This window comes from Protofrankia sp. Cr2 (assembly GCF_963555885.1).
Lineage (GTDB): Bacteria > Actinomycetota > Actinomycetes > Frankiales > Frankiaceae > Protofrankia.
In genome coordinates, this window is the sequence record NZ_CAUVXG010000002.1 from 72,846 (window position 1) to 99,134 (window position 26,289).

23 protein-coding genes and 1 CRISPR repeat array are annotated in these 26,289 nt (G+C 66.9%); of the genes, 7 read left to right on the forward strand and 16 right to left on the reverse strand.

The genetic code is table 11. The features are described from left to right. The first annotated feature begins 34 nt into the window (after positions 1-34). Positions 35-2,176: direct repeats of the CRISPR family, unit length 30 nt; unit sequence GTTTCAATCCCTCCAGGGATGATCACGGAC. 110 nt (positions 2,177-2,286) lie between these two features. Genes cas2 through cas6 form a run of 7 tightly spaced genes read right to left on the reverse strand, consistent with a single transcriptional unit; the run spans position 2,287 to position 10,573 of the window. After that, positions 2,287-2,550 (reverse strand): CRISPR-associated endonuclease Cas2, encoded by a 264-nt coding sequence (cas2, locus tag U9978_RS01860; RefSeq protein ID WP_322759274.1) that lies wholly within the window; start codon positions 2,548-2,550, stop codon positions 2,287-2,289. 3 nt (positions 2,551-2,553) lie between these two features. Further along, entirely contained in the window at positions 2,554-3,534 is a 981-nt protein-coding gene (gene cas1b, locus U9978_RS01865; RefSeq protein ID WP_322759275.1) for a type I-B CRISPR-associated endonuclease Cas1b, read from the reverse strand. Positions 3,535-3,572: 38 nt separating this feature from the next. Further along, the gene (locus U9978_RS01870; RefSeq protein ID WP_322759276.1) at positions 3,573-4,073 is read right to left on the reverse strand and encodes a CRISPR-associated protein Cas4; all 501 of its coding nucleotides are present in this window, start codon (positions 4,071-4,073) and stop codon (positions 3,573-3,575) included. 56 nt (positions 4,074-4,129) lie between these two features. Then, positions 4,130-7,366: a CRISPR-associated helicase Cas3' gene (gene cas3, locus U9978_RS01875; protein WP_322759277.1), complete on the reverse strand. Its 3,237-nt coding sequence runs from the start codon at positions 7,364-7,366 to the stop codon at positions 4,130-4,132. Continuing rightward, a complete protein-coding gene (cas7i, locus tag U9978_RS01880; protein ID WP_322759278.1) occupies positions 7,363-8,424 on the reverse strand; it encodes a type I-B CRISPR-associated protein Cas7/Cst2/DevR in 1,062 nt (353 codons plus the stop codon). Before cas7i ends, cas3 begins: the two co-directional genes overlap by 4 nt. Next, on the reverse strand, positions 8,424-9,887 hold the full coding sequence (locus U9978_RS01885; RefSeq protein ID WP_322759279.1) for a hypothetical protein: 1,464 nt from the start codon (positions 9,885-9,887) through the stop codon (positions 8,424-8,426). The genes cas7i and U9978_RS01885 overlap by 1 nt, the downstream gene beginning before the upstream one ends. After that, a complete protein-coding gene (gene cas6, locus U9978_RS01890; RefSeq protein WP_322759280.1) occupies positions 9,884-10,573 on the reverse strand; it encodes a CRISPR-associated endoribonuclease Cas6 in 690 nt (229 codons plus the stop codon). The genes U9978_RS01885 and cas6 overlap by 4 nt, the downstream gene beginning before the upstream one ends. A 313-nt stretch (positions 10,574-10,886) precedes the next feature. Between cas6 and U9978_RS01895 the strand changes: the two genes are divergently transcribed. The 3 genes from U9978_RS01895 (at position 10,887) to U9978_RS01905 (ending at position 14,050) form a co-directional block, all read left to right on the forward strand. Continuing rightward, entirely contained in the window at positions 10,887-11,588 is a 702-nt protein-coding gene (locus tag U9978_RS01895) for a Uma2 family endonuclease (protein WP_322759281.1), read from the forward strand. 15 nt (positions 11,589-11,603) lie between these two features. Next, a complete protein-coding gene (locus U9978_RS01900; RefSeq protein WP_322759282.1) occupies positions 11,604-11,771 on the forward strand; it encodes a hypothetical protein in 168 nt (55 codons plus the stop codon). 1,085 nt (positions 11,772-12,856) lie between these two features. Continuing rightward, positions 12,857-14,050 (forward strand): hypothetical protein, encoded by a 1,194-nt coding sequence (locus U9978_RS01905; protein WP_322759283.1) that lies wholly within the window; start codon positions 12,857-12,859, stop codon positions 14,048-14,050. A gap of 207 nt (positions 14,051-14,257) precedes the next feature. On the opposite strand, the gene U9978_RS01910 is transcribed toward U9978_RS01905, so the two are convergent. The 8 genes from U9978_RS01910 to U9978_RS01945 form a co-directional block, all read right to left on the reverse strand. Next, entirely contained in the window at positions 14,258-14,584 is a 327-nt protein-coding gene (locus U9978_RS01910) for a metal-sulfur cluster assembly factor (RefSeq protein ID WP_217497589.1), read from the reverse strand. Positions 14,585-14,721: 137 nt separating this feature from the next. Beyond that, positions 14,722-15,183 carry a Fe-S cluster assembly sulfur transfer protein SufU gene (gene sufU / locus U9978_RS01915; RefSeq protein WP_322749672.1) on the reverse strand — a complete coding sequence of 154 codons (462 nt, stop codon included), beginning with the start codon at positions 15,181-15,183 and terminating at the stop codon, positions 14,722-14,724. Then, a complete protein-coding gene (locus U9978_RS01920) occupies positions 15,180-16,532 on the reverse strand; it encodes a cysteine desulfurase (RefSeq protein WP_416210820.1) in 1,353 nt (450 codons plus the stop codon). The genes sufU and U9978_RS01920 overlap by 4 nt, the downstream gene beginning before the upstream one ends. Next, positions 16,529-17,308, reverse strand: a complete 780-nt coding sequence (gene sufC / locus U9978_RS01925; protein ID WP_322749671.1) for a Fe-S cluster assembly ATPase SufC — start codon at positions 17,306-17,308, stop codon at positions 16,529-16,531. The genes U9978_RS01920 and sufC overlap by 4 nt, the downstream gene beginning before the upstream one ends. Positions 17,309-17,376: 68 nt before the next feature. After that, complete coding sequence (locus U9978_RS01930) at positions 17,377-17,694, reverse strand: non-heme iron oxygenase ferredoxin subunit (RefSeq protein ID WP_322759285.1); 318 nt, start codon at positions 17,692-17,694, stop codon at positions 17,377-17,379. Beyond that, positions 17,694-18,950 (reverse strand): Fe-S cluster assembly protein SufD, encoded by a 1,257-nt coding sequence (sufD, locus tag U9978_RS01935; RefSeq protein WP_322759286.1) that lies wholly within the window; start codon positions 18,948-18,950, stop codon positions 17,694-17,696. The genes U9978_RS01930 and sufD overlap by 1 nt, the downstream gene beginning before the upstream one ends. Continuing rightward, positions 18,950-20,440: a Fe-S cluster assembly protein SufB gene (sufB, locus tag U9978_RS01940; RefSeq protein WP_322759287.1), complete on the reverse strand. Its 1,491-nt coding sequence runs from the start codon at positions 20,438-20,440 to the stop codon at positions 18,950-18,952. The genes sufD and sufB overlap by 1 nt, the downstream gene beginning before the upstream one ends. Further along, positions 20,437-21,183, reverse strand: a complete 747-nt coding sequence (locus U9978_RS01945; RefSeq protein WP_322759288.1) for a transcriptional regulator — start codon at positions 21,181-21,183, stop codon at positions 20,437-20,439. The genes sufB and U9978_RS01945 overlap by 4 nt, the downstream gene beginning before the upstream one ends. Positions 21,184-21,512: 329 nt before the next feature. On the opposite strand from U9978_RS01945, the gene U9978_RS01950 reads away from it, so the two are divergent. From U9978_RS01950 to U9978_RS01965, 4 genes are all read left to right on the forward strand, one after another. Beyond that, the gene (locus tag U9978_RS01950) at positions 21,513-22,103 is read left to right on the forward strand and encodes a helix-turn-helix domain-containing protein (protein ID WP_322759289.1); all 591 of its coding nucleotides are present in this window, start codon (positions 21,513-21,515) and stop codon (positions 22,101-22,103) included. Between the two features lie 10 nt (positions 22,104-22,113). Continuing rightward, complete coding sequence (locus U9978_RS01955; protein ID WP_322759290.1) at positions 22,114-23,055, forward strand: ABC transporter ATP-binding protein; 942 nt, start codon at positions 22,114-22,116, stop codon at positions 23,053-23,055. Positions 23,056-23,192: 137 nt separating this feature from the next. Further along, a complete protein-coding gene (locus tag U9978_RS01960) occupies positions 23,193-23,909 on the forward strand; it encodes an ABC transporter permease (RefSeq protein WP_322759426.1) in 717 nt (238 codons plus the stop codon). Between the two features lie 114 nt (positions 23,910-24,023). Then, positions 24,024-24,986, forward strand: coding sequence for a COX15/CtaA family protein (locus U9978_RS01965; protein ID WP_322759291.1), 963 nt, complete (start codon positions 24,024-24,026; stop codon positions 24,984-24,986). Positions 24,987-25,034: 48 nt separating this feature from the next. Here U9978_RS01965 and U9978_RS01970 read toward each other — a convergent pair whose 3' ends face one another. Beyond that, positions 25,035-25,964, reverse strand: coding sequence for a heme o synthase (locus U9978_RS01970; protein WP_322759292.1), 930 nt, complete (start codon positions 25,962-25,964; stop codon positions 25,035-25,037). Positions 25,965-26,289 lie beyond the last annotated feature (325 nt).

Here is a 26,289-nt window from a genome sequence, read left to right on the forward strand (position 1 = left end):
GTCTTCAAAACATAGCCATACTTTTCGTGCTGCTGTTTCAATCCCTCCAGGGATGATCACGGACCGCCGCATGGGCGGCAGTCGATGGCGTATGGACGACGTTTCAATCCCTCCAGGGATGATCACGGACCTCGATTGTTCTCGCGTTCGCCTGCAATGGCTCCTGTTTCAATCCCTCCAGGGATGATCACGGACTGGGACTCCATCTCGTGGGCGGAGTCCGCGTCGGGTTTCAATCCCTCCAGGGATGATCACGGACATGCGCGGCTTGACCACGGCCGGTTCGGGGAACCCGGTTTCAATCCCTCCAGGGATGATCACGGACACAGTGCCGATAACTCGCGCCCCTACGCAGGTCATGTTTCAATCCCTCCAGGGATGATCACGGACGATCTTTCCATCTTGAGCTCGACGGCCCTGGAAAAGGTTTCAATCCCTCCAGGGATGATCACGGACCAGGCCGGCGCGCACGACTTCTACCGCCGTGAGATGTTTCAATCCCTCCAGGGATGATCACGGACCTGTTGACCCGCCGCCAGAGCCCCGCGCTCCAGGTTTCAATCCCTCCAGGGATGATCACGGACCTCTACGGCCAGATCGGGGACGTCACCTACTCGGGTTTCAATCCCTCCAGGGATGATCACGGACAACGCGGCCTCTGGGAGGTAGCCGACGTCGGCTACCTGATCCAGTTTCAATCCCTCCAGGGATGATCACGGACACGGTAAACCGTGCCCATTGTGCGGGCAGGTGATGACGGTTTCAATCCCTCCAGGGATGATCACGGACGCCTCTGGGAGGTAGCCGACGTCGGCTACCTGATCCAGTTTCAATCCCTCCAGGGATGATCACGGACTCACGACACCGCGGTGTCAGAAGTACAGAGACATCCGTTTCAATCCCTCCAGGGATGATCACGGACCCACAAGGCCGATCGCCCACAGCTGTTTCGTCACGTGTTTCAATCCCTCCAGGGATGATCACGGACGGCGCGGTGCCACTGATGGCATCCCCGGGATTCGCGTTTCAATCCCTCCAGGGATGATCACGGACATCCTGGTCGCGCTGGCCATCGCCAACGCGCCGCACGTTTCAATCCCTCCAGGGATGATCACGGACACGGTGCTTCAAAACCTTGTCGACGCCCAAGACGAGTTTCAATCCCTCCAGGGATGATCACGGACGAAGGCAATCCGCCTGCGTTTCGCCACACAGGCGATGTTTCAATCCCTCCAGGGATGATCACGGACGCGGACGGCGCCAGGCTGGCACTGCGGCTCATCCGGTTTCAATCCCTCCAGGGATGATCACGGACTGGACCGCCCGAACGGGTGGCGAACGCGTACGGCATGTTTCAATCCCTCCAGGGATGATCACGGACCGCCAACGGTCGACTGCCCACCACCCACGGCGCCAAGTTTCAATCCCTCCAGGGATGATCACGGACATCCACGATGGCCGCGCAGAGCTGCTCGTGACCAGGTTTCAATCCCTCCAGGGATGATCACGGACGTAGCAACTGTTACTGGTGCGGGGATATGGATCCGTTTCAATCCCTCCAGGGATGATCACGGACGGGCCGGGCAGTCCAGTCGGGCATTCCCCACATTCCGTTTCAATCCCTCCAGGGATGATCACGGACTCAAGGGCCGGTCGGGTGTTGTCGCACCCGGTCGGCCGTTTCAATCCCTCCAGGGATGATCACGGACCCGGGGTCCGGTTCGGGATCCAGCTCGGGCAGCGCCAGTTTCAATCCCTCCAGGGATGATCACGGACGAGTGGCACCCGGAATCGACGTCCGCATGCTCCCTCGGTTTCAATCCCTCCAGGGATGATCACGGACGCCACAGGCAAAAGCGTTCAAGCGCTGGATCACTCGGTTTCAATCCCTCCAGGGATGATCACGGACCTCGACCGGGAAGCGGTCGTACAGTGGCACTCCGTGTTTCAATCCCTCCAGGGATGATCACGGACCGAGCGGACGTCGTGACCGCATGGAGCGCGTATTGAAGTTTCAATCCCTCCAGGGATGATCACGGACCCCGCCTCCCTCGAGGCCGGAAGTACCAGTGGTCAGGGTTTCAATCCCTCCAGGGATGATCACGGACCGCCAAAGCAAACCCTGACTGCTAAGCATGAATAAGCAGTTTCAATCCCTCCAGGGATGATCACGGACCCCGAAGATAAACTCGCAGGTCACAGGCGGTTTGCGGGGTCGATCCGGGGCCTGTTCTGCAGCGGTCCGGCGGTAGTGCAACGCCGCAGGTCAGAGCCTTGATCGTCATTCTAGAGGATGGAGTCCTGGTTGCCCGTCGCGCGTCCGAGCCACTCGGTCTCCACCAGGTGCGGCGACCGCGTCCGGTAGACCCGGATGCTGTCATAGTCGAGATCAAGATGGGCGCGAAGGGCCGCGAGAAGCGCTCGGTACTGCGCGGCGGACAGCTCCCCTTCGAACACGCTGCGCTGTGTCCAGTTCAGGTACTTGCGGCAGGTCCTGAGGACGACGGGGTTACGTTCGGCCGCGGTGTCATAGACGAGCACGACGAACACGGGTCACCACCAGGGCCGGAACGGCTTGTAGGGCGTGTCCTCCAGACAGAGGCGAACAATCTTGAGGGCCTCGAAGTGGATGAGCTCCTCGTAGGAGACCTTGCGGCGCAACGTCCGGTGGTAGACGGTCGTGGCGAGCTCTTCCCGGATCATCGTGGCGACCTTCTTACGGCCGTCACGGCTGAGCGAGGCCTTGCCGACGTCGCTTTCGAAGTCGGAGGGACGCAGGGTCTTCTGCGCGGCGGCGCGGCGCAGAAGACGTTCGGCGAACAGCGGCTTGAACGGTTCGGCCAGGTCCAGGGCGAGGGTGTTGCGGCGACGGTCGGTGTCGGCGTGCAGAAACCCGAGCGCCGGGTGCAGCGGCGTGCAGCGGATGGCGGTGAGGAGGCGGGCGTAGACGATGCTGTTGACGTAACTGATGAAGGCGTTCCCGGCGTTGCTCGGCGGGCGGCGGGTACGGCCGTCCAGGCGCAGCCAGGCCGGCAGGATCGTGTCGAACACGCCCCAGGCCGTCCGGCGGAAGTTCCCCTCGGCGCCCATGAGTTGCTCGGCACTGTGACAGTCCGGGAGCTGGGCGGTAAGGGTGTCCAGGGCGCGATCGAGATGTTCGGTGTCCAGCGCCCAGCGCACGTTCGCCGCGGTTGTGGCTACCAGTGAGCGGGCGACGGCGACGCGTCGCTCCGGGTCCGCGGTGAGGGCAACCTGGCAGCGGACCACCTGAGCCGACGACATGTCCTCATCCGGTGTCACGGCGCCCGCATAGTTGCCATAATGATCCAGGATGTGGACCATCACGCCGTGCCGGCCCAGCAGCGACACCGCCGCGGTGTTGATGTCGACGTGGTCGAACGTCACCAGGTCACGGACGTCGGTGATCGGGACGTGGATGGGGCTGGCGTCGGCCCGTTCGATGCGCAGGCTGTTGTCCTCGCGGCGGATGCGGCACGGTTCGGTCAGCCAGTAGGTACGGCCGGCCGCGCTCATGCCTGGCGCCAGGATGCCCGACGATAGTTGATCATACCTTACCCCCAGCAGTAGTCGATGTAGGAACAGCCGCGGCACCGGCGGCGCTCCAGCCGTGGTGGTATCGACGGCGCGGCGATGACGGCTCGGGCTTGGCGCTCGGCGTCCAGCGCGGTGGCGCGGGCCTGGTCGTCCCAGCTCACGGTGACCGTCCGACGGATCAGCGGGTAGTGGACGGTCCCGCCGCGCACGTGGACCCCGCGCCGTTCCAGGAGCAGGCAGTAATGGCGAACCTGGGCCTCGTGGTCGGCTGACGGGGCGCGGGAGGACTTGGTCTCGTGGACGACCGCGCCGGTGGTGACCCAGTCGATCTTCGCCTCGCCGAGGTCGATGTCGCGGCGGCGGGTGTAGGTGGTGTCGTCCACAACCTCACCGAAGGCGACCAGATCGCTGGAAGCCTCCGGGCGGTAGCCGCGCATGTAGAGCCAAAGCTGACGTGGGCAGTGCAGCAGGTACTTGATGTGAACCCCGCCGAGCCCGCCGTCGGCGGCGTCGCTCACAGCCTTGCCAACATCGCTCCCAGGCTCGCCAACATCGCTCCCAGGGCTGATGTCGCTCACAGGACGGTGTCCACGGGCACGGCCGGTTCACGACCGCCGCCATCCTGGCCGGCGGTCAGATCCAGCCCCGCATCCGAGGTGTACGGGAGGTCGACCACGGCCAGTGTGAGTGCTCGGTCGAGGTGGGCACGCTGGTCACGCACCAGGCCGGCATACTGCCCGAACCGGATGGGGATGAGCAGCCCTTCGGCGAGCAGCGGGTCGCCGTCGCGTTTGTCCGACAGCGTCCGATATTCCTCGACGTCGTCGCTGTGCAGGACATGCATGGTGTCGAAGCCCTCGTCGAGGCGTTCGGCGAACTCGCTGCGGTCCTCGAAGGGTTTGCAGAAGGTCAGGAATGCGGCGCTGAACTCCTCGCGCGCCTCACGTGCGGTCTGTGCCCACCGCCGACCCCAATCCGTGGCGTAGACGTCCGCCAGCCACGCGTCGATGGTGTGCTCCGAGATCCTCGGATCGCCGGTCACGGTGCGTTGCATGGCTGCCCATGCCGCGCCCAACGCCTCCTCCTCGTAGGGCAGGTGGGCGGATACCGCGTGAACGCGGAACTCGACAGGACCGTCCGGATGGCATCCGCGCCGGTTGACCCGGCCGGCGCGTTGGGCGACCGCTTCGATCGGGGCCAGTTCGCTGACCCCGCGGTCGAAGTCCAGGCACAGCGAGACCTCCAGCACCTGGGTCGACACGACGAGCCCGCCGCGCCCCTCCCGCACCGCCGGCTCGCCTGGCCCCCGCTCGGGATACCGGGCGCGGATTCGCTGTTCGATCGCGGCGCGGTCGCGGGCCTTGAACCGGGAGTGCAGCAGCAGAGCCGCGTCATCGTCACCTGCGTGAACGTCGCGGGCCGCCGGCGCCAGCGCATCGAACAGAACCTGGGCGGTGCGGACGGTATTGGCCACAACCAGGACGCTGCGACCCTCGGTCAGCCAGCCGGTGATGGCCTCCAGGCTCGCCGGCGAGGTGATCGGCTCGTCGTCGAGGACGAGCCGGTGGCGGTCCGGCGCGGTGCCCGGGGCAGCGGGCACGACCGTCACCGGTTGACCGAGGCTGTCCCCGACCAGGAGGCTCTCCTCGACCATCTTGATCATCGGTGGAGCGAGGGTGGCGGACAGCACCGCGATCCGGCTCCCGAGTCGCGCCCACAGCCCCAGCGCCGCGCAGATCCGGCCGAAGGTGACCGGATCGTAGGCGTGCAGTTCGTCCAGAACGAACAGGGCGTTTGCCTGCTCCAGCAGCACCGCGGAGTACCGCGGCCCGGCGATCGCCGCCCGCAGCAGTTGGTGCGGGGTGGCGACGCGTACCCGCTGCGCGAACAGCCGCATCGCCCCCGCGCGGGCACGAGCCTTACGCGCATCCTCGACGCTGGGCGCGCAGTCCTCCGCCACGGCCCGGGTGAGCAGAGTGCGTGCGGCCGTGGAGTGCAGCACCCCGATGTCAGGCCGGTCCTCGCCCGGTGGCGGATCGAGCCCGCGGGTGAACCGGTCGACAGCCGCGTCGATGGACGCCCGGTAGGGCAGCACCCAGATCAGTCGTGGCCGCCCCGGCATCGTCGCGAGCTGGGTGGACGCCCAGGCCAGGCCGGCTTCGGTCTTGCCGCTGCCGGTCGGCGCGGTCAGGACCAGATGCCCGGCGGTCGCCGCGGCCCGCCGCTGATGATCATACGGCGTGGCCAGCCGGTCGAGGAAGTGTCGCGGTAACGGCATGTGCCGTTGCAGCGGCACATGGGCGGACCCGGAATGATCGGCCAGGGTGACCGCGCCCTGCAGCAGCACCGCCAGCAGGCCCGCATCCGGAGTGACCGCGTCGATCCAGGCTTCCTGCGTCCCGGCGAACAGATCCCGGGCCCGCTGCCACAGCCGCCGACCGTCCGGTGGCGGGAGCGTCGCCGCAAGCTGGTCGGTGAACCAGGCGAGCAGCTCGGCGTGCCGCGCCGGGGTGACCTGGATGCGGGGTTCGTCGCCGAACGCGTCCGGGTTGCGGCCGAACCGGCGTTCCCAGCCGCCGTCGTACGGGTACCTGTCGGCCAGGCCGTCGCCGAGGCCACCGCTGACCGTCAGCGGCTTGTGATGAAAGGCGACGCCCGTCGCGGTCATGAGTCGATCATGATCGGGCTGGCCGGCGGTGAGCAGGTCCACATAGGCCAGGGAGAACACCTCGTGCCGTTCGCCCCACGGCGCCTTGCGCACCCGCAGCTGCCGTTGGAAACCGGCGGCGATCTTACCGGCGTCGTGGAGCAGGGCTGCGTGCTCCACCCAGGTCCAGAAACGCGGCTCGGCTGCGATCGGCCCGGCCGGGCCGATGCGGTCGGCGATCGCGCGGGCGGCGTCGCGCACCGCAGCCGAATGCTCGGTCAGCAGCTCCGGCTGGCCGTGCGCGGAGCCGGTCGCGGACTTCGCGAGCACCTGGTCGAGCTCGCCGTGACCGCCGGCGCCGGCCGCCCTGTCCACGCCGGCGACGCTGTCCGCCCTGTCCACGCCGGCGACGCTGTCCGCCCTGTCCACGCCGGCGACGCTGTCCGCCCTGTCCGCACCGGCGACGCCGGCCGCGCCATGGAGCCAGACCGCCTCGCCGGTGCCCTCGTCGCGGTAGGCACCGCGAACCTCCTGGTACCCCGCCGGTGTCGGGCACCACAGGAAGGAGCCGTATTCGGTGCGGAACCGGTCGGTGCTCACGGTCTCGGCGAGCCGGATCGACACCGCCTCGGGCGCGCCGTGCCCGTCCAGCGGGGCCAGGGCATGACCGACGACGGCCTTGCCTGCCGGGTGCAGCACCGTCCAGCAGGGTCGGCCATGCAGGTAGACCAGGTCCTGGGACCGGCCCAGCCGCAACCCCCAGGTCGGACGGCGCAGCGCGGCCTCGATCCGGCGGCCGTCCGCACCCGGAATCCACAAGATCACACGCACGCCGGCGAGGAACGGCCGTTCCCGGACGGTGGCACCACCCTTGCCCGGGCGGACCCGGCCGCCGATCGCGGGGTTGCTCCCGTCCGCGGCAATCGGATGATAGGTCTCCAGGTCGGTAGCCTCACCGGCGGCGCTGGCCGCCATCCCCAGCCGGACCGACTGCTCGGGCCGGCCGGTGGCCGCCGCCAGCATCCCCCGCACCGTCGACAAAGCGGGCACGGGAAGGCATCGGGTGACCCCGGGAAACATCGGGTCGCGAAACGACGCGACCGGCGCGAACAGCTCAACCCGCAGTGCCCCGATCGAGTCCCGGGGATCGGCCACCGCGCTCACCGGGCCGGGTCGTCGAACCAGGCGTCGTGCTGCCCGGAGCGGACCCGTGCGGCCAAGGCCAGGAGCACCGTCCGCGGATGCCCGATCACAACTGTGCCGGCGGTGATCTCCTCGGCGAGGTCAGTCTCGAACTGCTTACGCAGGACGTCCCGGAAACCCGGCCGCCAGCCGACGAGCACGGGCGGTTCCCATTCGCCCTGCCACGCGGCCAGTTCCCCGCGGAGCACGTCACCGCGGACCTGAAGACCGGTGCCGTCCGCCGCGCCGTCGATCACGAAACCGAGTGGGTTCACCCCACCTGCCATCGGCACCATCACGAGCAACGCCGGGACGCGGTCACCGTAGTGCAACGCCTTTTTCGCACCGCCGGCAAGCTCCGCCAGCCCCTCGAACAGGACCGCGACCCGTTCCCGCCGTGGCGCCAGCGGCAGGCGCACCGCACTATGATCACGAAACGTCTGCGTGGTGGCACCCGCCTGTACCGCCGACGCGACAGCAAGCGCGGTCTTCTCGTCGAGGTAGTTCGGCCGTCCCGACCCGTCCGCGGCCTGCAGGGTGAACGTGCCCACCCGAGGGACATCAAGCAGGAACGGCGCCGCCAGGTCCGCGGTGTAGAACTCGTGCGCGTGCAGGACAGGATCGGAAATGTTCCGGGACATCACGCCGAAATCCTCGGTCGGGCGCACCGGCTCGACGGCGAGGAACGTACCGACCATGAACGGGGTATCCCGCACGGTCGTGGCCGCGTCGTCGGATTTCGCCGTGGCTTTCATGTAACCGAACAGGTCGTCGTCGACGTACTGGATGGGGTCCGCGGCCGTGGTCGCCTTCTGTGCCTTACCCTGCGCCTTGCCGACCCGCTCGGTCGGTGACGGCACCGATCCGGCGGCGGCCATCGTGTCCCGCAGCCACCGGCGGAACGCCTGCGCGGACACATACGGGTAGTCCCGGCCGCGGATCCGGGTCTTCTTCACCCTGCCGGTCGTCCCGTCACCGGCACCGTTGTTCGGTGCGCCCGCCTCCACCGCGAGCACCATCTTGCCTGCCAGAAACGCCATCAGGCGTACCCCCCGTCACTGTCGTCATCGTCTTCGTCGGTATCCCGGCCGAACCCCACCAGCGGCCCGTCCCGCTCGTCGGGCTCCTCGGATTCGTCCTTTGTTCCGATAGCGGCGTCACGTGCGACCAGCTCGGCGACAACCTCGAAAAACAGCTGCCCGCGCAGCCGCCACCCCTGTGACGTCGATGCCAGCAACGGCCCGGTCACCCCGGTGATGTCTGACGGACGACGCCCGTCGAGCAGCAGCCGGGCGCTCGCCTCCATCAGCAGGCGTTGCAACGCGAACGTCCGCCCGGCCGCTCTCCGATACTCGTTGAACCGCCCACGCGGATTCTTCTCGGCCGTGATCCAGTCGACCAGCAGCCCGGTGACAGGTTTCAGGTCACCCGTATCCATTCCACACATCTCCCTCAAGTACAACGCGGATAAAGCCTGCCAAGCGCGCAGGGTTGATCCCGACGTCTTCTCGACCGATTCACGGCGGTTGAACAGTTCGACCAACAGCCGGTCCCGGTGAGCGTTGACCGGATCGAACAACGTGCGGGCAATGGCGTCGTGACCGCTGCGGACGACCGTTCCGTCCGCAGCCCGCCGGGTCATCGCACGTTCGAGCCGGCGCCAGCCACGGTAGGCGGGGGGTTCCGTCGGCAGCGCACGCAGGAATCGCACAACCGCAAGGCGGGTAGCCGTGACACGCAACCACGGCTCCTGATTGTCGTTCTTGAACATCCACAAGGTGGTGGCAACCGGTCGCGGTTGCGTCTCGGGCCGCCTCGCATAGGTTCGCAACGCCCACAACGTCACCGTTTCCGGTGCGGCGTTCGACGACAGGGAGCTGAATCCGGCCTGCTGGATCCGGGCGGCGCGCTCGCAGTTCGTCGTCACAAAGTCCCGCTCGATCAGGTCGTTGTCGCAGGTCAGCACGGTCGCGGACCCTGCCGTCACCGCGGCGCCGTACGGCATCGCCCACACCGCGATCCGGCACGCCCGGCACACCGGCCAGCCGGCTACGCCCGGCGGCAGCGTGTTGCGGAACTTGGTGGTATCGAACATCGGTAACATCGACTTCGCCCACAGCGTCCCGGCCATCGCACCGCAGAACACACACGGTCGTAGCACGTCCACCGCTCGATCCACGGCGAAGAACCGTTCCACCTCACCGGTCAGGACGGCCGCGTCCCGGGGCCGGCCCGCGTGGGTCGGTTTCGCGTTCGGGAACAGCGCGTACAGAACTTTCCACCAGTCATAGGCCGGATGGTCCTTGGTCGCCGTGGATGCCCGCACGACGTCTCGCACGATCCGGGCCGCGACAGCGTCGAGATCCGCCGCTGTCACCTCATCGGGACGGTCGCGGCCCGCAAGGGTCGTCACCGCCCACGCGCCGCTCCGCTGGATCGGATGATGGGTAAAGGCCAGCATGTCCGTCCGTAATTGCTCGCCGGAATACGGTGGTCCGCTCATCGGATCCAGCCGAATCCCTGGTTCGTGTTGAGCCCCAGACCCCATTCATAAAGGGCGTCAAGCAACGAACCCGATGCCTGCACGCGCAGCTGGACGGTACTTCCGTGTCGAGGTGCACGTTGCACCAGGAACTTGCGTGGTGGTCCGCTCGACACAACGTCGACTTCGACGTCGTTGGGCAGACCCAGCACGTCCGCCTTGTGCCGCAGGTTGTGGCACAGCTGCTCCACATACCGCGGATGGTCGGGGTGGATGAACCGGTCCTCGACCTTCACCAGCAACGGTGTCACCGTCGAAAAGACGGCTTCCCCCGAACTGTGATCGGGCGTCGGTTCGAGCTGCACACCCCGCACCCGCAACGCAACCGTGCCCCAGCGGATTTCCGTACGTCCCGCGATACCTGCCAGCAGCGCCGCGGCCACCCGAGGCACCGGCGAGCCGAACCAGACCGAACCGTCGCCGGATGCGCCGTACACGCCGGTGCGCCGGCCCGCGCCACGGAAACACGGCGACGAAAGACCCAGTGGACGCAGCGAACTGCCCGCATAGCCGTGGTCGTGCAGCTCGGCCGCCAACGCCTCATCCTGAGCGCGGATCAGATCGTAGGCCACCCCACGCGCAGGACTGAACACCTGCGGCCACGGAATGCTGTCCACGTCCGCGGCGACATCCACCCGAAATCTCATCCGACTCCCCCGATCCTCCGTGCCCTGGTCTTGTCCGTTGTCGGCGCCGCGCGCTCGTACCCACCAAGCCGCCCACAGCGCCGCCCACAACACCGCCCTCATCCATCAGGTACTGACGGACGACCGGGACCGACAGCCTCCCACCCGCCGATCCGGCTCCGCACGCCGGGCGAGCGGATCATAACCATCGGATAAGACGCAGACCCGTCCGCACTACCCGACCGACATCATGTACATAGTGCTATAAATCAGCAACACTCCGCTGTATGCTGTGAAGCAAACGTGCCGTCCGAACCCAGCAGGGAGTGGCACCATGACCAGGGTGATGGTGAGAGATGAACCGTCGACCACGCAGCCGGATGTGGATGGTCGGGCGTGCTCCCCGTTCACCGGTCTCGCTGGCGAACCGCTCGGCGACGCCGATCTGCGGCGCTGGCCCTTCGGCATCGGTGCTGTCGAGACCCGCGACGGCGTCACGTTCTTCCACTCCCGCCACCCGGATGGCTTCACCCCGGACGACCTGCGCCGGACTCCGGCGGACGGCCGGCGGTACGAGCTGGTCGACGGCACGATCGTCGTGAGCCCGTCCCGGGGTTACGCCCATCAGCTCGCGGTCGCGCACCTGCTTGCCCGGCTCGTCGGCGCACAGACCGGGGCCGCTCGGGCGCTTCCCGCCCCCTTCGACGTCACGCTGGCGACCGGCCGCGTCCTTGCGCCCGACATCGTCGTCCTAGCGCATCCCAAGGCGAAGATCCCGCTTCTCGTGGTCGAGGTGCTGTCCCGGTTCGGGCGGAGTTATGACCGACGTGACAAGTTCGACGAGTACGAGACGGCCGGCATCCCGTCCTACTGGATCGTCGATCCGGACGTCCCGGCGGTCTTCGTCTTCGAACTCACCAAAGGCCGCTACGAGCAGGGCCGCTACGAACAGGTCGCCTATGCCGAAGGCCCGGCAACGTGCACCGTAGAACGCCCGTTTCCGTTGAGCTTCTCCCCAGCCGACCTACTGGCCTGAGCCAAGGGACGATCGATGACTGCTTGTGATCCGGAGTCACTGGCGGAGACTCTGGCCATCCTGTCGGATGCGACGACGGTCCGCAGGCTGGCCGAGTCCGAAGAAGAACTCGCCCGCGGCGAAATCGTCACCGAAGAGGACCTCGCCACCGCGCTTGCTGCCCGCCGCTACGCATCACCGTGACCCATGCCTGCCCACGGATGATCGGGAAGACGGCTCAGCGGGATAAGACGTTGAAGCCGGAGCACCCAGCTCCTCATGACCACCCGGAAGCACGGCACGTCAGGGCGATCCCTCAGGCGTAGCGAGGCCTACGCCTGTACCGGGACGACACCTCAACTGCCGGTAGAGCCCAATCAGCTCGAACGCGATCCCTCCAGGGATGATTACAAGGAGCGGAGGCCATGGCAAGAACCAACAAACACCATCCGTTGCGATCCCTCCAGGGATGGATGACGCTACGCAACCCTAGCAGCTGGCCCTCCAAGCGTAGATGAGTTCATAGGACACCAGACGCCTTCTTAGCGATCTTTGGACATGTAGCGGGGCAACACGGCGTGGTGACAACGAACATGCGCTGCCCACAGCGCAGACCTTGGCCGGCGACAGCACGGCTTCGATGAGCTGACGGACCGGATCGCATGCCTGTTCAGTCGGGTCCAGTCCCGGCAGAAGCACGGTCGCTCCTCCTCGGCTTGACGGCGGGCCTGCCTGGGTAGCCGGGGCTGCCGGGAGCCCCGGTAGGGCATTCGCGTAGAGTGGCCGAGACCTACACAGCCCGCTCTGCACATGCCCTTCGGGGTGGTGTTTTTTGGTAGAAGAACTTTGTGATCTTGTCTCGTCGAGAGGGTACCTGCGTCCACCGCCACGACCTCGAATGCGAGGTCGATCGGCTGCTTTTACATGCCCATCGCCGCACCAAGATCGAAAATTACCCTGGGAGTGAGGGACTATCCGGTCGGACGCAGCAGGCCGCCGGCACGCGAAATTCGACAAGGAACTCAACGCCGTGCTCGCTGTCGGGAGATAGCAGCGATCGGATAATCGGATCATTATCTGTATACTCTGTGGTTCTTGAAGACCATCCGCTGTGATAGCTTTTGCCGTGCCACGAACGAGGTGCCATGTCCCGCCACCGGAGCACGCCCGTCCTTCACGAGACAGATCAAGCACGCCGGATGCCGGTGGTAGCTGTCGTGGACGCCTGGAACCTGCGACGACAGGTTATGACCTCCTTCGGAAAGCCACGGCACGCAACGGTGCCCGGCATGATCGGCGCTCTTCGTTCGTATGGTTTCGAAGTCAGGGAAGTCTGCTTTGCTCTCGCCACGGAACCGGTCCGGCGTGGCAACGACCGCAAAGAGCCGAGCGCGAGGTTTGTGGACGCCCTGAACAAGAACCGAGCCGCCAAGGAACGTTGGGAGAAGGATTCACGAGCAAAGATTCTCGATGGGCGTCTCGCCGACAGAACCGATGACGGCAAGGTCGGCGACGGCCAGCCAACCGAAAAGCTGGTCGATGTCCTCTGCGCTGTGGAGATCTGCCGGCTTGCCGTCGCCATGCGGGATGGAAAGCACCAGGCACGCGGGATCATTTCCGTCAGCAGGGACATGGATATCATCCCCGCATATCGCTTTGCTGAAGAAGTCGGTATCCCGGTCTGGGCGGCAGCCCATGACGGCGTACAGTGGCGACACGATGACCATCGATGGTTATTGCTGGACGAGGAGGCACTTGCCACAGCGGTAGATCTTCGCACCGATCCTCGTGGACATCAACTGCGAATGGTCATCGCCCGAACCTGCCTTGCCGACACACCACAAACGATGAACATCGACTATGTCGATGAAACGACTCACCGAATCATGCTCAGTGCGCCGGAGGGCTCGCTCGGTAGCATGCCCGTTGATCGCCTGCCGGGCAAAGCCCTGCCGGGACGGCGCGTAGACCTCTGGCCGGTCGGCGTCGACCTGGGTCGGGGGCGAAACGACTTTCCGCGGGTGGCCTTTGATATAAGCCGACGTAGCCTGCCGTCCGGGCTTGATACCGCCACAGTCAACCGATGGTTGGACGAAACCAGCGTCGAGATACAACTCGCTTCAAAGCATAGAAGACTACGGGTACCGCCAGGATTTCTGCTTCCGGGCATGAACGTGATGGTCCATGTGGATGCCAACGCCGGGCTGCGCTACGTCGGATCGCTCGATCCACGGCCGGCCCTCCCCGGGGTGTGGCGGCACAAGAATGTGACAACGGTCCAGATCACGGAGCCGCTCGAACCCTACGTCAGCAGGGGGTTTGTCGAAGCCGACGGACAGCCAATTCTTCTGGAACACCTGAGACGGGAATACATCGAAGGCGGCGCGCGATTCCCCGCGTTTCTCACGCATCCACGATCGAATTGGGGTCCGTACGGGTCAGCGATGTCAATCGGTTCACGACTGCCCCAACCATCCAAATAACACATGCGGAACCGCCGGGAGTACATCAACTACTCCCGGCGGTTCCACACCTTGGCGCTCCGCCAGCCACGTCTCCATGACCTGCGAACGCCCTATGCCCAAACCGGCCATTATGTCCGGCACTATTAGAGCACACGTGCCAACACGCATGCATAAAGATCTTAGCACACTCGACGGTGTCCGTCGTCGATATCGTCGGAGCAGCGGTCAGACGTTGAAGCCGAGGGCTCGTAGCTGCTCGCGACCGTCATCGGTGATCTTGTCGGGACCCCACGGGGGCATCCAGACCCAGTTGATGGTCACGTCGTTGACCAGCCCGTCCGGCCCGTCGGTCAGGGCCGAGCGGGTCTGGTCCTCGATCACGTCGGTCAGCGGGCAGGCCGCCGACGTCAGCGTCATGTCCAGGGTGACCGTGTTGTCGTCATGGACGTTGATGCCGTAGACGAGGCCCAAGTCGACGACGTTGATGCCGAGCTCGGGGTCGACGACGTCACGCATGGCCTCCTCGACGTCGTCGACGGCGGCCTTGTCCACCGCCGTCCCGGCCGTTTCAACCCCGGCCGTGTCGACCTCAGCCGTGTCGACCTCAGCCGTGTCGACCTCAGCCGTGTCGACCTCAGCCGTGTCGACCTCAGCCACGGTCGGGTCCTGTTCGGTCACGGTGGTCTCGCTCACCGGTCCACCTCCTGTTCCGGGATGCCGCCCACCGCCTGCGCGGTCGCGTCCTTCCAGGCCATCCACGACAGCAGGGCACACTTGACCCTGGCCGGGTATTTTGACACGCCCGCGAAGGCGACCGCGTCCTCCAGCACATCTTCGTCCGGCTCGACGGTGCCGCGCGACTGCATCAGTGCCAGGAACTCCTGGCCCAGCTCCAGCGCCTCGGCCACGGACCTGCCGATCACGAGATCGGTCATGACGCTCGCCGAGGCCTGGCTGATCGAGCAGCCTTCACTCTCGTAGGAGACGTCCGCGACCTTACCGTCGGACACCTTGACCCGCAGGGTCACCTCGTCCCCGCAGGTCGGGTTGACGTGGTGAACCTCGGTGTCGAACGGCTCGCGCAGCCCACGGTGGTGCGGGTTGCGGTAGTGGTCCAGGATGATCTCCTGGTACATGGAGTCCATTTTCACGTCCCGAAGAACCTCCGCACATGCCCCAGGCCTTCCACGAGTGCGTCGACCTCACCGCGGGTCGAGTACAGGTGGAAGGACGCCCGTGTCGTGGCCGGGACGCCGTAGCGCACGCAGACCGGGCGGGCACAGTGGTGCCCCACCCGCACGGCGACGCCCCGCTCGTCGAGCAGCTGGCCGACATCGTGCGGGTGCAGCGGCCGGTTGTCGGATCCGGTGAGCGCGAACGAGATGGCGCCGCCCCGGTCGACCGGGTCCGGCGGCCCGATGATCCGCAGGCCCGGCACGGTGGCCAGCTGACCGAGGGCGTAGGTGGTGATGTCGTGCTCATGGGCGGCGACCGCGTCCATACCGAGCTCGGTGAGGTAGTCGACCGCGGCACCGAGGCCTACGGCCTGGGAGATCATCGGCGTGCCGGCCTCGAACCGGTGCGGGGGCACCGCATAGGTCGACGCCTCCATCGTCACCGTCTCGATCATCTCACCGCCACCCAGGAACGGCGGCATGACCTCCAGCAACTCGCCCCGGCCCCACAGCACGCCGATACCGGTCGGGCCGCACATCTTGTGGCCGGTGAAGGCGAGGAAGTCCACACCGAGCGCGGTCACGTCGATCGGCATGTGCGGCACGGACTGTGATCCGTCCAGGACGGTCAGCGCGCCCACCGCACGGGCGCGGGCGACCAGTGTCGCCACCGGATTGACCGTGCCGAGGATGTTCGACTGGTGCACGAACGAGACGACCTTCGCCCGCTCGGTGATCACCTGATCGAGGTCGGTGAGGTCGAGCCGGCCGTCGTCGGTGAGACCGATCCAGCGCAGCGTGGCCCCGGTCCGCCGGCACAGCATCTGCCAGGGCACCAGGTTGGAGTGGTGCTCCATCTCGGTGATGACGACCTCGTCGCCCGGCCCGAGCCGGAACCGCGCCGCATCGGGGCCGGCGGAGGCCGCGTTGCTCATCGCGTAGGCGACGAGGTTCAGCGCCTCGGAGGAGTTCTTCGTGAAGACGACCTCGTCCCGTCGGGGTGCGCCGATGAAGGCCGCCACCCGGTCGCGGGCCGACTCGTACAGCGCGGTCGCCTCCTCGGCGAGCACGTGGATGCCGCGGTGGACGTTGGCGTTGTGCTGCTCGTAGTAGTCCCGCTCAGCGTCGAGGACACGGGTGGGCTTCTGCGAGCTGGCCGCGCTGTCGAGGTAGACCAGCGGCCGGTTGTCATGAACGCGCCGCGCCAGGATCGGGAAGTCCTTACGGATCCGTTCGACGTCATAGGCCAACCTCGGCTCGCCCGTCCCCCCGGTCCTCAGAACATGTGCAGGGACGGGCGCGTCCCTCACGTCGGTCATCGTCACGCCGCCGTCCCGGCCGGCTCGCTCGCCTTGACATACCGGTCGTAGCCACCGTCCTCCAGGACCGCGGCAAGCTCGGGGCCGCCGGAGTCGACGATGCGCCCGCCGGTCATCACATGGACGAACTCAGGCTTCACATACCGCAGGATGCGGGTGTAGTGGGTGATCAGCAGAATGCCGGTCTCCCCGGCCGCGCGGACGGACTCGATGCCGGCGGAGACGATCCGCAGCGCGTCCACGTCAAGGCCCGAGTCGGTCTCGTCCAGAATGGCGATCTTCGGCTTGAGCAGCGCCATCTGCAGAATCTCGTGCCGCTTCTTCTCACCGCCGGAAAAGCCCTCGTTGACGCTGCGCTCGGCGAAGGCCGGGTCCATCTCCAGGCCCGCCATGGTGTCACGGACCTCCTTGACCCACGTACGCAGCTTCGGCGCCTCGCCGCGCACGGCCGTCACCGACGAGCGCAGGAAGTTCGACACCGACACGCCGGGAACCTCGACCGGGTACTGCATGGCGAGGAAGACACCGGCACGGGCGCGTTCGTCGACGCTCATCGCGAGGACGTCGACCCCGTCCAACGTCACCGAACCACTGGTGATCGTATACTTGGGGTGACCGGCGATCGAGTACGCCAGCGTCGACTTACCGGAGCCGTTCGGCCCCATGATCGCATGGGTCTCGCCACGGCGGATCGTCAGATCCACGCCGCGCAGGATCTCCCTCCCCTCGGTGGAATCGGTCTCCACCGAGACATGGAGGTTACGGATCTCAAGGGTCGACACTTGATCAGTCTCCTATATACCGCTGCCGCTATATGCCGCTATATATCGCCGTATGCCGCCGTATGCAGCTATGACGGCCCGACGTCGACGAGCACGTCGTCACCGTCGATCTGCACCGGATAAACGGGCACCGGCTCGGTTGCCGGCAACCCGATGGGTTCACCTGTGGCGAGGTCGAACTGCGAGCCGTGCAGCCAGCATTCGATCCTCGCGTCCTCGACCTCACCGTGGGAGAGCAGCACCTCGGCGTGGGAGCACTCGTCGCGGATGGCAAAGACCTGCCCGGCGGCCAGCGCCAGGCATACCGGCTGGCCGTCGACCTCCACGCCGAGCGCGGACTCCTCACGCAGGTCCGACAACGCGCAGACGCGCTGGAAACCACCCACTAGACGACCCCGCCCAGCTCTGCCTCGACCGTCGCGGTGATCCGGTCCCGGAGAGACTCGATCTCGATCCGATCGACGATCTCGGCGAAGAAGCCCCGGACCACCAGGCGTCTCGCCTCGTCCGCCGGGATTCCCCGCGCCATCAGATAGAACAGTGCCTCGTCGTCGAAACGCCCGGTGGCACTGGCGTGACCGGCCCCGATGACCTCGCCGGTGGATATCTCCAGGTTCGGCACCGAGTCCGCCCGCGCACCGTCGGTAAGAACCAGGTTGCGGTTCAGCTCATAGGTGTCGGTACCGACCGCATCCGCCCCGATCACCACGTCACCGATCCATACGGCGTGTGCGCCCGCGCCCTGGAGCGCGCCCTTGTACGCGACCCGACTGCGACACGACCGCGGGCCGTGATCGACGAGCAGGCGGTGCTCCTGGTGCTGACCGGCGTCGGTGAAGAACAGTCCGTAGAGCTCGGCGTCCCCGCCGGGACCGGCGTAGGTGACGGTGGGCGACAACCGGACGAGATCGCCACCGAGAGTCACTGTGAACGAGCGGAACCGGGCGTCGCGGCCGACCTTGGCCGCGTGCGCGGCGACGTGCACGGCGCCCGCGTCCCAGTCCTGCAGCGAGACGAAGGTCAATGACGCGCCGTCACCAATCGACAGTTCCACGTTGCCGGCGAAGATTGCCTGACCGGTGTGGTCGAGCACCACTGTGACCGATGCGAACGCCTCGACCTCGACCACCAGATGGGCGTAGGCGATACCGCCCGAACCGTGCAGCCGGACGATCACCGGGGTATCGGGAGTCGCCTCGGCGGGCACGGTGATCACCACGGCCTCCTCGGCCCGGGTCATCGCGAACGCGGACACGCGGTCGGCCGGGGTCAGCACCCGCCCGACCCGGGCGTCGTCGATGCCGACGTGTTCGACCGTCACCGGTTCGGGTGCCTCGACACTCACGGCAAAGGTGGCGTCGGCGTCCGGGCCTGCGAGCAGGCCGCCCAGTCGGCGCAGCGGGGTGAACCGCCACTCCTCCTCGCGACCGGTCGGCAGCGGATGCGCCTGCGGGTCGCGGGAGCGCACCGGACGCGGTCGCCCGTCGGGCCGGCCATCGGGCCGACCCGCCGACACCCCTGCCTTCGACCCGACTGGTGACCCGGTCGAGGACCCGGCCACCAGCACAGCCGCGGCCGCAGCGGTGGATGATTCCTCGGCCGAGCCGTCACGCGGGCCGTTGTGGATGGGAACGGTCACCATCAGCCGACCGCGCCTTCCATCTGCAGCTCGATCAGCCGGTTGAGCTCGAGGGCATACTCCATCGGCAGTTCCCGGGCGATCGGTTCCACGAATCCGCGCACAATCATGGCCATGGCCTCGTCCTCGGAAAGCCCGCGGCTCATCAGGTAGAAGAGCTGGTCCTCTCCGACCTTGGACACGGTGGCCTCATGCCCGATTGACGCGTCGTCCTCCCGGACGTCCACATAGGGATAGGTGTCGGAGCGGCTGATCGTGTCGACCAGCAGGGCGTCACACTTCACCGTCGCCCGTGAGTTGTGCGCGCCTTCCTGAATCTGGACCAGACCCCGGTAGGAGGTCCGGCCACCGCCACGGGCCACCGACTTGGACACGATGGTGGACGACGTCCGCGGCGCAGCGTGCACCATCTTCGCGCCGGCGTCCTGATGCTGGCCGGAACCGGCGAACGCGATCGAGAGCACCTCGCCCTTGGCGTGCTCGCCGAGCAACCACACCGCCGGGTACTTCATCGTCACCTTGGAACCGATGTTGCCGTCGATCCACTCCATGGTGCCGCCGGCCTGACACGCCGCCCGCTTGGTCACCAGGTTGTACACGTTGTTCGACCAGTTCTGGATGGTCGTGTACCGACAGCGGGCGTTCTTCTTCACCACGATCTCCACGACCGCCGAGTGCAGCGAGTCAGAGGAGTAGATCGGTGCCGTGCAGCCCTCGACATAGTGCACATAGGCACCCTCGTCGACGATGATGAGCGTCCGCTCGAACTGGCCCATGTTCTCGGTGTTGATCCGGAAATAGGCCTGGAGCGGAATCTCGACGTGCACGCCCGGCGGTACGTAGATGAAGGACCCGCCGGACCACACCGCGGTGTTGAGCGCGGCGAACTTGTTGTCGCCGACCGGGATGACCGACCCGAAGTACTCCTTGAACACCTCCGGGTGCTCCCGTAGACCGCTGTCGGTGTCGAGGAAGATGACGCCCTGCTCCTCAAGATCTTCCCGGATCTTGTGGTAGACGACTTCACTTTCGTACTGGGCCGCCACACCGGAGACCAGACGCTGCTTCTCCGCTTCGGGGATGCCCAGTCTGTCATAGGTGTTACGAATATCCGCCGGCAGGTCGTCCCAGGTAGCCGCCTGCTTCTCGGTCGACCGGACAAAATACTTGATGTTGTCGAAGTCGATGCCGGAAAGATCCGCACCCCAGGTCGGCATGGGCTTACGGCCGAAGAGCTTCAGCCCCTTGAGCCGCAGCTGCGTCATCCACTCCGGTTCGCTCTTCTTGGCCGAGATTCCGAGGACGACCGCCTCTGACAGGCCGCGCTGGGCGGTTGCCGCATATGCGTCCGTGTCGGACCAGCCGAACTTGTAGGAACCCAGACCCTCGAGTGCTTCAGGGACTGCGGCCTCCGGGCGCGCGATCTGATGATCGTCGCGCGCCCTTTGGCCCTCGAGCCGACTGCCGATCTCGGTCTCGGGAATTGTGGTCATATGGCAGGCCCCTCCGAGGAGGTGGGAGTGATGGGGTTCATTGCGATTGACGTACTGGCAGTGGACGTACTGGCAGTGGAGACGGGAGCGGGGTCCAGGGGAACATGCGTGGTGCACACCCCATCGCCGTGCGCGATTGTTGCGAGCCGCTGGACGTGGGAGTCGAGCAACCTCGCCAATGCGGCGGTCTCAGCGCCGCATAGTTCGGGAAAACGCTCCGCAACGTGCTGAACCGGACAGTGGTGCTGGCAGATCTGGACGCCGGTCGGCAGTGGCGAGGCACTCGCCGTGTAGCCGGCGGCGGACATGGCCGCCGCCAGTGCCGCCGGCCGGTCCGCCGGGTCGGCCTCGGCCACCGCCGGCTTGACGCGCCGTTCCAGGTCGGCGGCGCGTGCTTCGGCGAACTCCGTGACACCTTGGTGACCCGCGACGTCCGCGAGGAAGCTCAGCGCGCTGGCTGCGAGATCCTCGTATGCGTTCGGGCCCGCCGCGTGCCCGGCGGCGGTGAGCTGGAACAGCCTGGCCGGACGCCCGCGGCCGCGGGGGCCCGCGGTGCGCGCCGACCGGGTCGTGATCGTGTCTTCGGCGAGCATCGCGTCGAGATGCCGACGGATCGCCGCCGGTGACAGGCCGAGATGAGCCGCGAGCGTGACCGCGGTCGAGGGACCGAGTTCCAGGAGCAGGCGCGCGACACGGTCACGGGTTCGGCCGTCGGCCACCGCACCGCTGGAAGTGTCGGGCATGCTTTTCACAACACCACTGTGCCTTATTTCCCGTCGGAGGTCGAACTGGTCGGCGCGCCGGGCCGACGCCATCTGTCGCAATACCTGACCATCGTGGCATCTGACCTGGGCACGGACCGCGTAGTCGAGCCGAGCGTCTGATGCGCCACATCCCCGATCCACAGCCCCGGCCCACAGCCCCGATCCACAGCCATGCAAACGCCGCCGGAATCCTGTACCACAGGCAGACCACGCTCATCAGCGCGTCATCACGGGTGAGACCGTCGTCTCACCGGCCAACTCCTGACACGCTGCGACGGGAGGCGAACGGCGTCTCCGGTTCGTTCGACGTGACCTGGACGGAGAGCGTGACCGAGGCCGACGCTGGCGCAGGTAGGGACTACGCCGCGGAGTTGGGGCGCCGGCTGCGGGCTGCCCGTCACCGTCGCGGCATGTCCCTCCTCGACGTCCAGGCACGCACGAACGGGCGCTGGACTGCGGGCACCCTCGGCGCCTACGAACGTGGCAGCCGCGCGCTGCGGGTTCACCGCCTGGTGGAACTGGCCGAGCTGTACGACATGGCCGCGATCATGCTTGTACCGCCGCCGTCGGCCCGATCCGAGCTGGTAGGGCTGCCGCCGCTCGCCATCGACCTGCACCGGCTGCGCAAGCTGCCACCGACCCGCACCGGGCCACTACGGCGTTGGATCGCAATCGTCCAGGTGCTGCGGGCCGAGAGCTCCCCGGACGTGCTGCGGCTGCGGCGGACGGACCTGCCCGCGCTGGCCCGGCTGTACAGCACGACCCCGCTGCTCCTGCATGAACGCCTCGGCGCCTGGGGAGCGCTCGCCGACCCGGACAGCACACAACGTCCGCCGTCGCCCCGCGGCCCAGCCCCACGCGCCACACGTGCCGCACACCGTGCACGCGGTGGTCCGTAGGATCGCCGATGTGGCGGAGGACCTGGCAGTCGAGGTTGTCGACCTGGTCAAGACCTACCGGCCACGTTCCGGCCGACCCGTCCACGCAGTCAACCAACTCTCACTGAGCGTGACTGCAGGTTCGGTGACGGCACTGCTCGGCCCGAACGGTGCCGGCAAGACCACCACGATCGAGATATGCGAGGGTTTCCGACACCCGGACGCGGGTCACGTGCGGGTGCTCGGCCTCGATCCCCGACGCGACGCGGCCGCCCTGCACCCCCGGGTGGGAGTCATGCTCCAGGCTGGCGGGGTCTACCCAGGCGCCCGTGCGCAGGAGATGCTCAGCCTGCTCGCCGCGCATCACCGCAATCCGCTGGACGTCAACGTCCTGCTCGAGCGGGTCGGGATGGCCGGATCGGCCCGTACTCCCTACCGACGCCTGTCCGGCGGGCAGCGCCAACGGCTGTCCCTGGCGATGGCGCTGGTGGGGCGACCCGAACTCGTGTTCCTGGACGAGCCCACCGCGGGCCTGGACGTGCAGGCCCGCCGGGCCACCTGGGAACTGGTGACCGAGCTGCGCGGCAGCGGAGTGACGGTGGTGCTCACCACCCATGCGATGGACGAGGCGGAGCACCTCGCGGATCACGTTGTGATCATTGACCACGGCGGCATGCTCGCGGCGGGCTCCCCGGCCGAGTTGACCCGGGGAGGCGCTGAGGGACAGCTGCGGTTCCGGGCGCCGGTGGGTCTCGACATCGACCGCCTCGTCCTGGCCCTCCCGGACGGCACGGTCGCGACGGAGGAACCTGCCGGCCGCTACATCGTGCACGGCCGGATCGACCCAGCGCTGTTGGCGGCGGTGACCGCCTGGTGCGCGAGCAACGGTGTGCTGGCCGACGATCTCAGAGTCGAACAGCGCAGTCTGGAGGACGTGTTCGTGGAACTCACCGGTTCGGGGTTGCGGCCGTGACCGGCACCAGCACCGGCACACCGTCCGAGGCGACGCCACCGGCGCCGACGACGGCGGCGTCGGCACCCGCGTCGGCACCCGCATCCCAGCGTCTACTCGATCTTCGCCCGGCACCTGGTGCCGCACGCTGGCAAACCATGCTGCGGGCCCAGACGATGCTCGAGTTGAAACTGACGCTGCGCCGCGGGGAATCGGTACTGCTCACTGTGATCATCCCAGTTGGCCTGCTGCTGTTCTTCACGGCCGTGAACGTGCTGCCCACCGATGCCGGTACCCCGGTGGATTTTCTGGTCCCCGGCATCCTGGCTCTCGCGGTCATGTCGACGGCGTTCACCGGACAGGCGATCGCAACCGGATTCGAACGTTCCTACGGTGTGCTCAAACGGCTCGGCGCGAGCCCCCTGCCCCGGTCGATTCTGCTCGGTGGCAAGACCCTGGCCGTCGTCGGCGTGGAAATCATCCAAGTCCTGCTGGTGATCGCCGTGGGATTCGGCGTCGGCTGGCACCCGCACGGCTCGCCGTTGGCGGTGGGGCTGCTCCTGCTGGTGGCGACAGTCGCCTTCTCGGGCCTCGGGCTTCTCATGGCGGGCACGTTGCGAGCGGAGGCGACCCTGGCCGCGGCCAATGGCGTCTACCTGGTGCTGTTGCTCGTCGGTGGGATCGTCGTCCCGCTGTCCCGGCTGCCTGGGTGGCTGGCTGGCCTCGGCGAGCTGCTGCCCACGGCCGCGGCATCGGACGGACTGCGCGCGATCCTGCGGGACTCAGCCGGTCTGCCCGTTGCGGACCTCGCCATTCTGTTTGCCTGGGCGGTCGGTTCACTGACTCTCGCGGCGCGGACGTTCAAATGGGAATGATCCCCCGACGGCCACGATGAGCACGTTGGGACCTCGCTGTTGGGACCACGCCGTCGGGACCACGCCCAGATCGTGCGAACCCGCAATCTTCTACAGACGGTAGTATGACTTGCGATGAGCGTATGGAAGAAAATGCCGACGGTGAGCCCCGCCGTCTTCAGCCGACTCACCCGGATTTCCGTCGCCCTGCTCGCGCTGATTGTCGTCACCGGCGGCGCAGTGCGGCTGACCGGGTCCGGGCTTGGCTGCCCCACCTGGCCCACCTGCGGTGACAACTCGTTCGTCACCCGGCCGGAGTATTCCGCGCACGGCTGGATCGAGTTCGGCAATCGCCTACTGACCGTCGCCGTCGGGCTGGTGATGCTGCTGCTGCCACTGGTATCACTGCGGCTGACCGAGCGCCGCCGCGACCTTGTCGCCCTCTCGTTCGGCCTGTGGCTCGGGTTTATCGGCCAAGTGGTGCTCGGCGGGTTGACCGTCCTGTTCAAGCTGCATCCCGCGCTGGTGGCCGGGCATTTCCTGCTGTCGATGCTGCTGCTGGTGGACGTCGTCGTGCTCGACCGCCGGGCCCGTCAGGGCGCCGGCCCGGTCCGCCCGGTGGGCCGGCCCGAGCTGGTCTGGCTGGCCCGGGCGCTCGCCCTTGTCGCCGGCGCGGTGCTGTTCCTCGGCACGGTGGTCACCGGTACCGGCCCGCACAGCGGGGACTCGGCCGAGGCCAAGCGATTCGGGTTCGACATCACCACCGTCGCGCAGTTGCATGCGGACGCGGCGATGGTACTGGTGGGACTCGTGATCGCCACCGTGCTCGCCGTCCGTCCCGGTGGCGCGCCGGCTGAGGCTGTTCGTGCCACCACCGCGCTCGCCGCCGTTGTCCTCGCCCAGGCCGGAGTCGGGTTCACGCAGTACTTCACCGGTGTCCCCGTCGCCCTGGTGGAACTGCATATCGCTGGGGCCACCGTGCTGTGGATCCTCACCCTGCGGGTCTGGCTCGCGATGGTCGAATCAACCTCAGCGGTAGGTAGAAAAGGTCACCATCACGACGAAAATCGCCTACCCAGTTCGACTGGCAGCCGGTGACGGTAGGTAGAAAAGGTCACCATCACGACGAAAATCACCTAACCCAGGTCAACCGGTGACAGCCGCGACCGCGACCGCGACGAACAGGAGCGTCAGATAGGTGATCGAGATGTGAAACAGCCGCATCGGCTGGATCTCCCTACCATGGCGAACCTGCCAGACCAGCCGGTGGGCCTCCGCGAGGAACCACCCACCGAGCACCGCGGCCACGACCACATACAGCCATCCGGTATGGGCGACGGGGACCAGCAGCAGGGAAGCAGCCACCATGGCGTAGGAGTAGCCGAGCATCCTCCTGGTGACCACCGCGGGGGATGCGACGACCGGCAGCATCGGGATACCCGCGGCGGCGTAGTCGTCCCGGTATTTGATCGCCAGTGCCCAGAAATGCGGCGGGGTCCAGAAGAAGATCACAGCGAACAGCAGAACGGCGGGCCAACCGACCGTTCCGGTCACCGCCGACCAGCCGATGAGAACCGGGAAGCAGCCGGCTGCACCGCCGATGACGATGTTGGACGGGGTACGCCGCTTGAGCCCCAGGGTGTAGACGAAGACGTAGAACACGATCGCCCCGTCAGCGAGCAGCGCCGAGACCCAGTTGACGGCGAAGCCGAACAGGGCCGTGGCTGCCACACCGAGCAGAATCCCGAACCGCAGTGCCTCAGCAGGGGTGACGCTCGCCTGCACGAGTGGCCGCCGACGCGTCCGTGCCATCATCTCGTCGATATCGCGGTCTATATAGCAGTTGAACGTGTTTGCGCTGCCCGCCGCGAAGGTCCCGCCGACCAGCGTCGCGAGCACCAACCACAGGGACGGCAGGCCGTGCTCGGCCAGCAGCATCACCGGTACGGTTGTGATCAGCAGCTGCTCGATGATCCGCGGCTTCGTCAGGGCGAGGTAGGAGCGGGCCAGCGCCCCGGCCGGGCGCCGGGACTTCACTGGACCCGCAGGCCCACCGGACTCCGGCTGCGCGGACATGTTCCGCTTCGGCAGGCTGGAAACCGATGTAGACGCGGCCAAGGCGGACAGGACGACCTCGCGATCGGCGGGAGACGGAGGGCACCCGCGCAGGTTCGGGCCCCGCGACCGGGGCTCACAACGTGGTTCTACGACGTGTCGGAGTCTAGCCGTCGAGTGTCGCGCCGGGCGCCCCACCCACAGACAGACAAGATTTTTCTCTCGAGTGACGATCATGGCACATGGCGCAGCCCACCGGGCGAATCACACGATCTTCAATCACGCAAGGCTTCCGTTGCTGCACATCAGACGAAGAAATCGTCAAGTAGAAGTAACGGAAGGATAG

Coding starts and splice junctions, on each gene's coding strand:
- U9978_RS01970 (WP_322759292.1), bottom strand. CDS start 25,964: ATGTCCGCGCAGCCGGAGTCCGGTGGGCCTGCGGGTCCAGTGAAGTCC.
- sufB (WP_322759287.1), bottom strand. CDS start 20,440: ATGACCACAATTCCCGAGACCGAGATCGGCAGTCGGCTCGAGGGCCAA.
- U9978_RS01960 (WP_322759426.1), top strand. CDS start 23,193: ATGCTGCGGGCCCAGACGATGCTCGAGTTGAAACTGACGCTGCGCCGC.
- U9978_RS01895 (WP_322759281.1), top strand. CDS start 10,887: ATGACCAGGGTGATGGTGAGAGATGAACCGTCGACCACGCAGCCGGAT.
- cas6 (WP_322759280.1), bottom strand. CDS start 10,573: ATGAGATTTCGGGTGGATGTCGCCGCGGACGTGGACAGCATTCCGTGG.
- sufD (WP_322759286.1), bottom strand. CDS start 18,950: ATGGTGACCGTTCCCATCCACAACGGCCCGCGTGACGGCTCGGCCGAG.
- cas7i (WP_322759278.1), bottom strand. CDS start 8,424: ATGGCGTTTCTGGCAGGCAAGATGGTGCTCGCGGTGGAGGCGGGCGCA.
- U9978_RS01905 (WP_322759283.1), top strand. CDS start 12,857: ATGATCGGCGCTCTTCGTTCGTATGGTTTCGAAGTCAGGGAAGTCTGC.
- U9978_RS01965 (WP_322759291.1), top strand. CDS start 24,024: ATGAGCGTATGGAAGAAAATGCCGACGGTGAGCCCCGCCGTCTTCAGC.
- U9978_RS01900 (WP_322759282.1), top strand. CDS start 11,604: ATGACTGCTTGTGATCCGGAGTCACTGGCGGAGACTCTGGCCATCCTG.
- U9978_RS01885 (WP_322759279.1), bottom strand. CDS start 9,887: ATGAGCGGACCACCGTATTCCGGCGAGCAATTACGGACGGACATGCTG.
- U9978_RS01945 (WP_322759288.1), bottom strand. CDS start 21,183: ATGCCCGACACTTCCAGCGGTGCGGTGGCCGACGGCCGAACCCGTGAC.
- cas1b (WP_322759275.1), bottom strand. CDS start 3,534: ATGAGCGCGGCCGGCCGTACCTACTGGCTGACCGAACCGTGCCGCATC.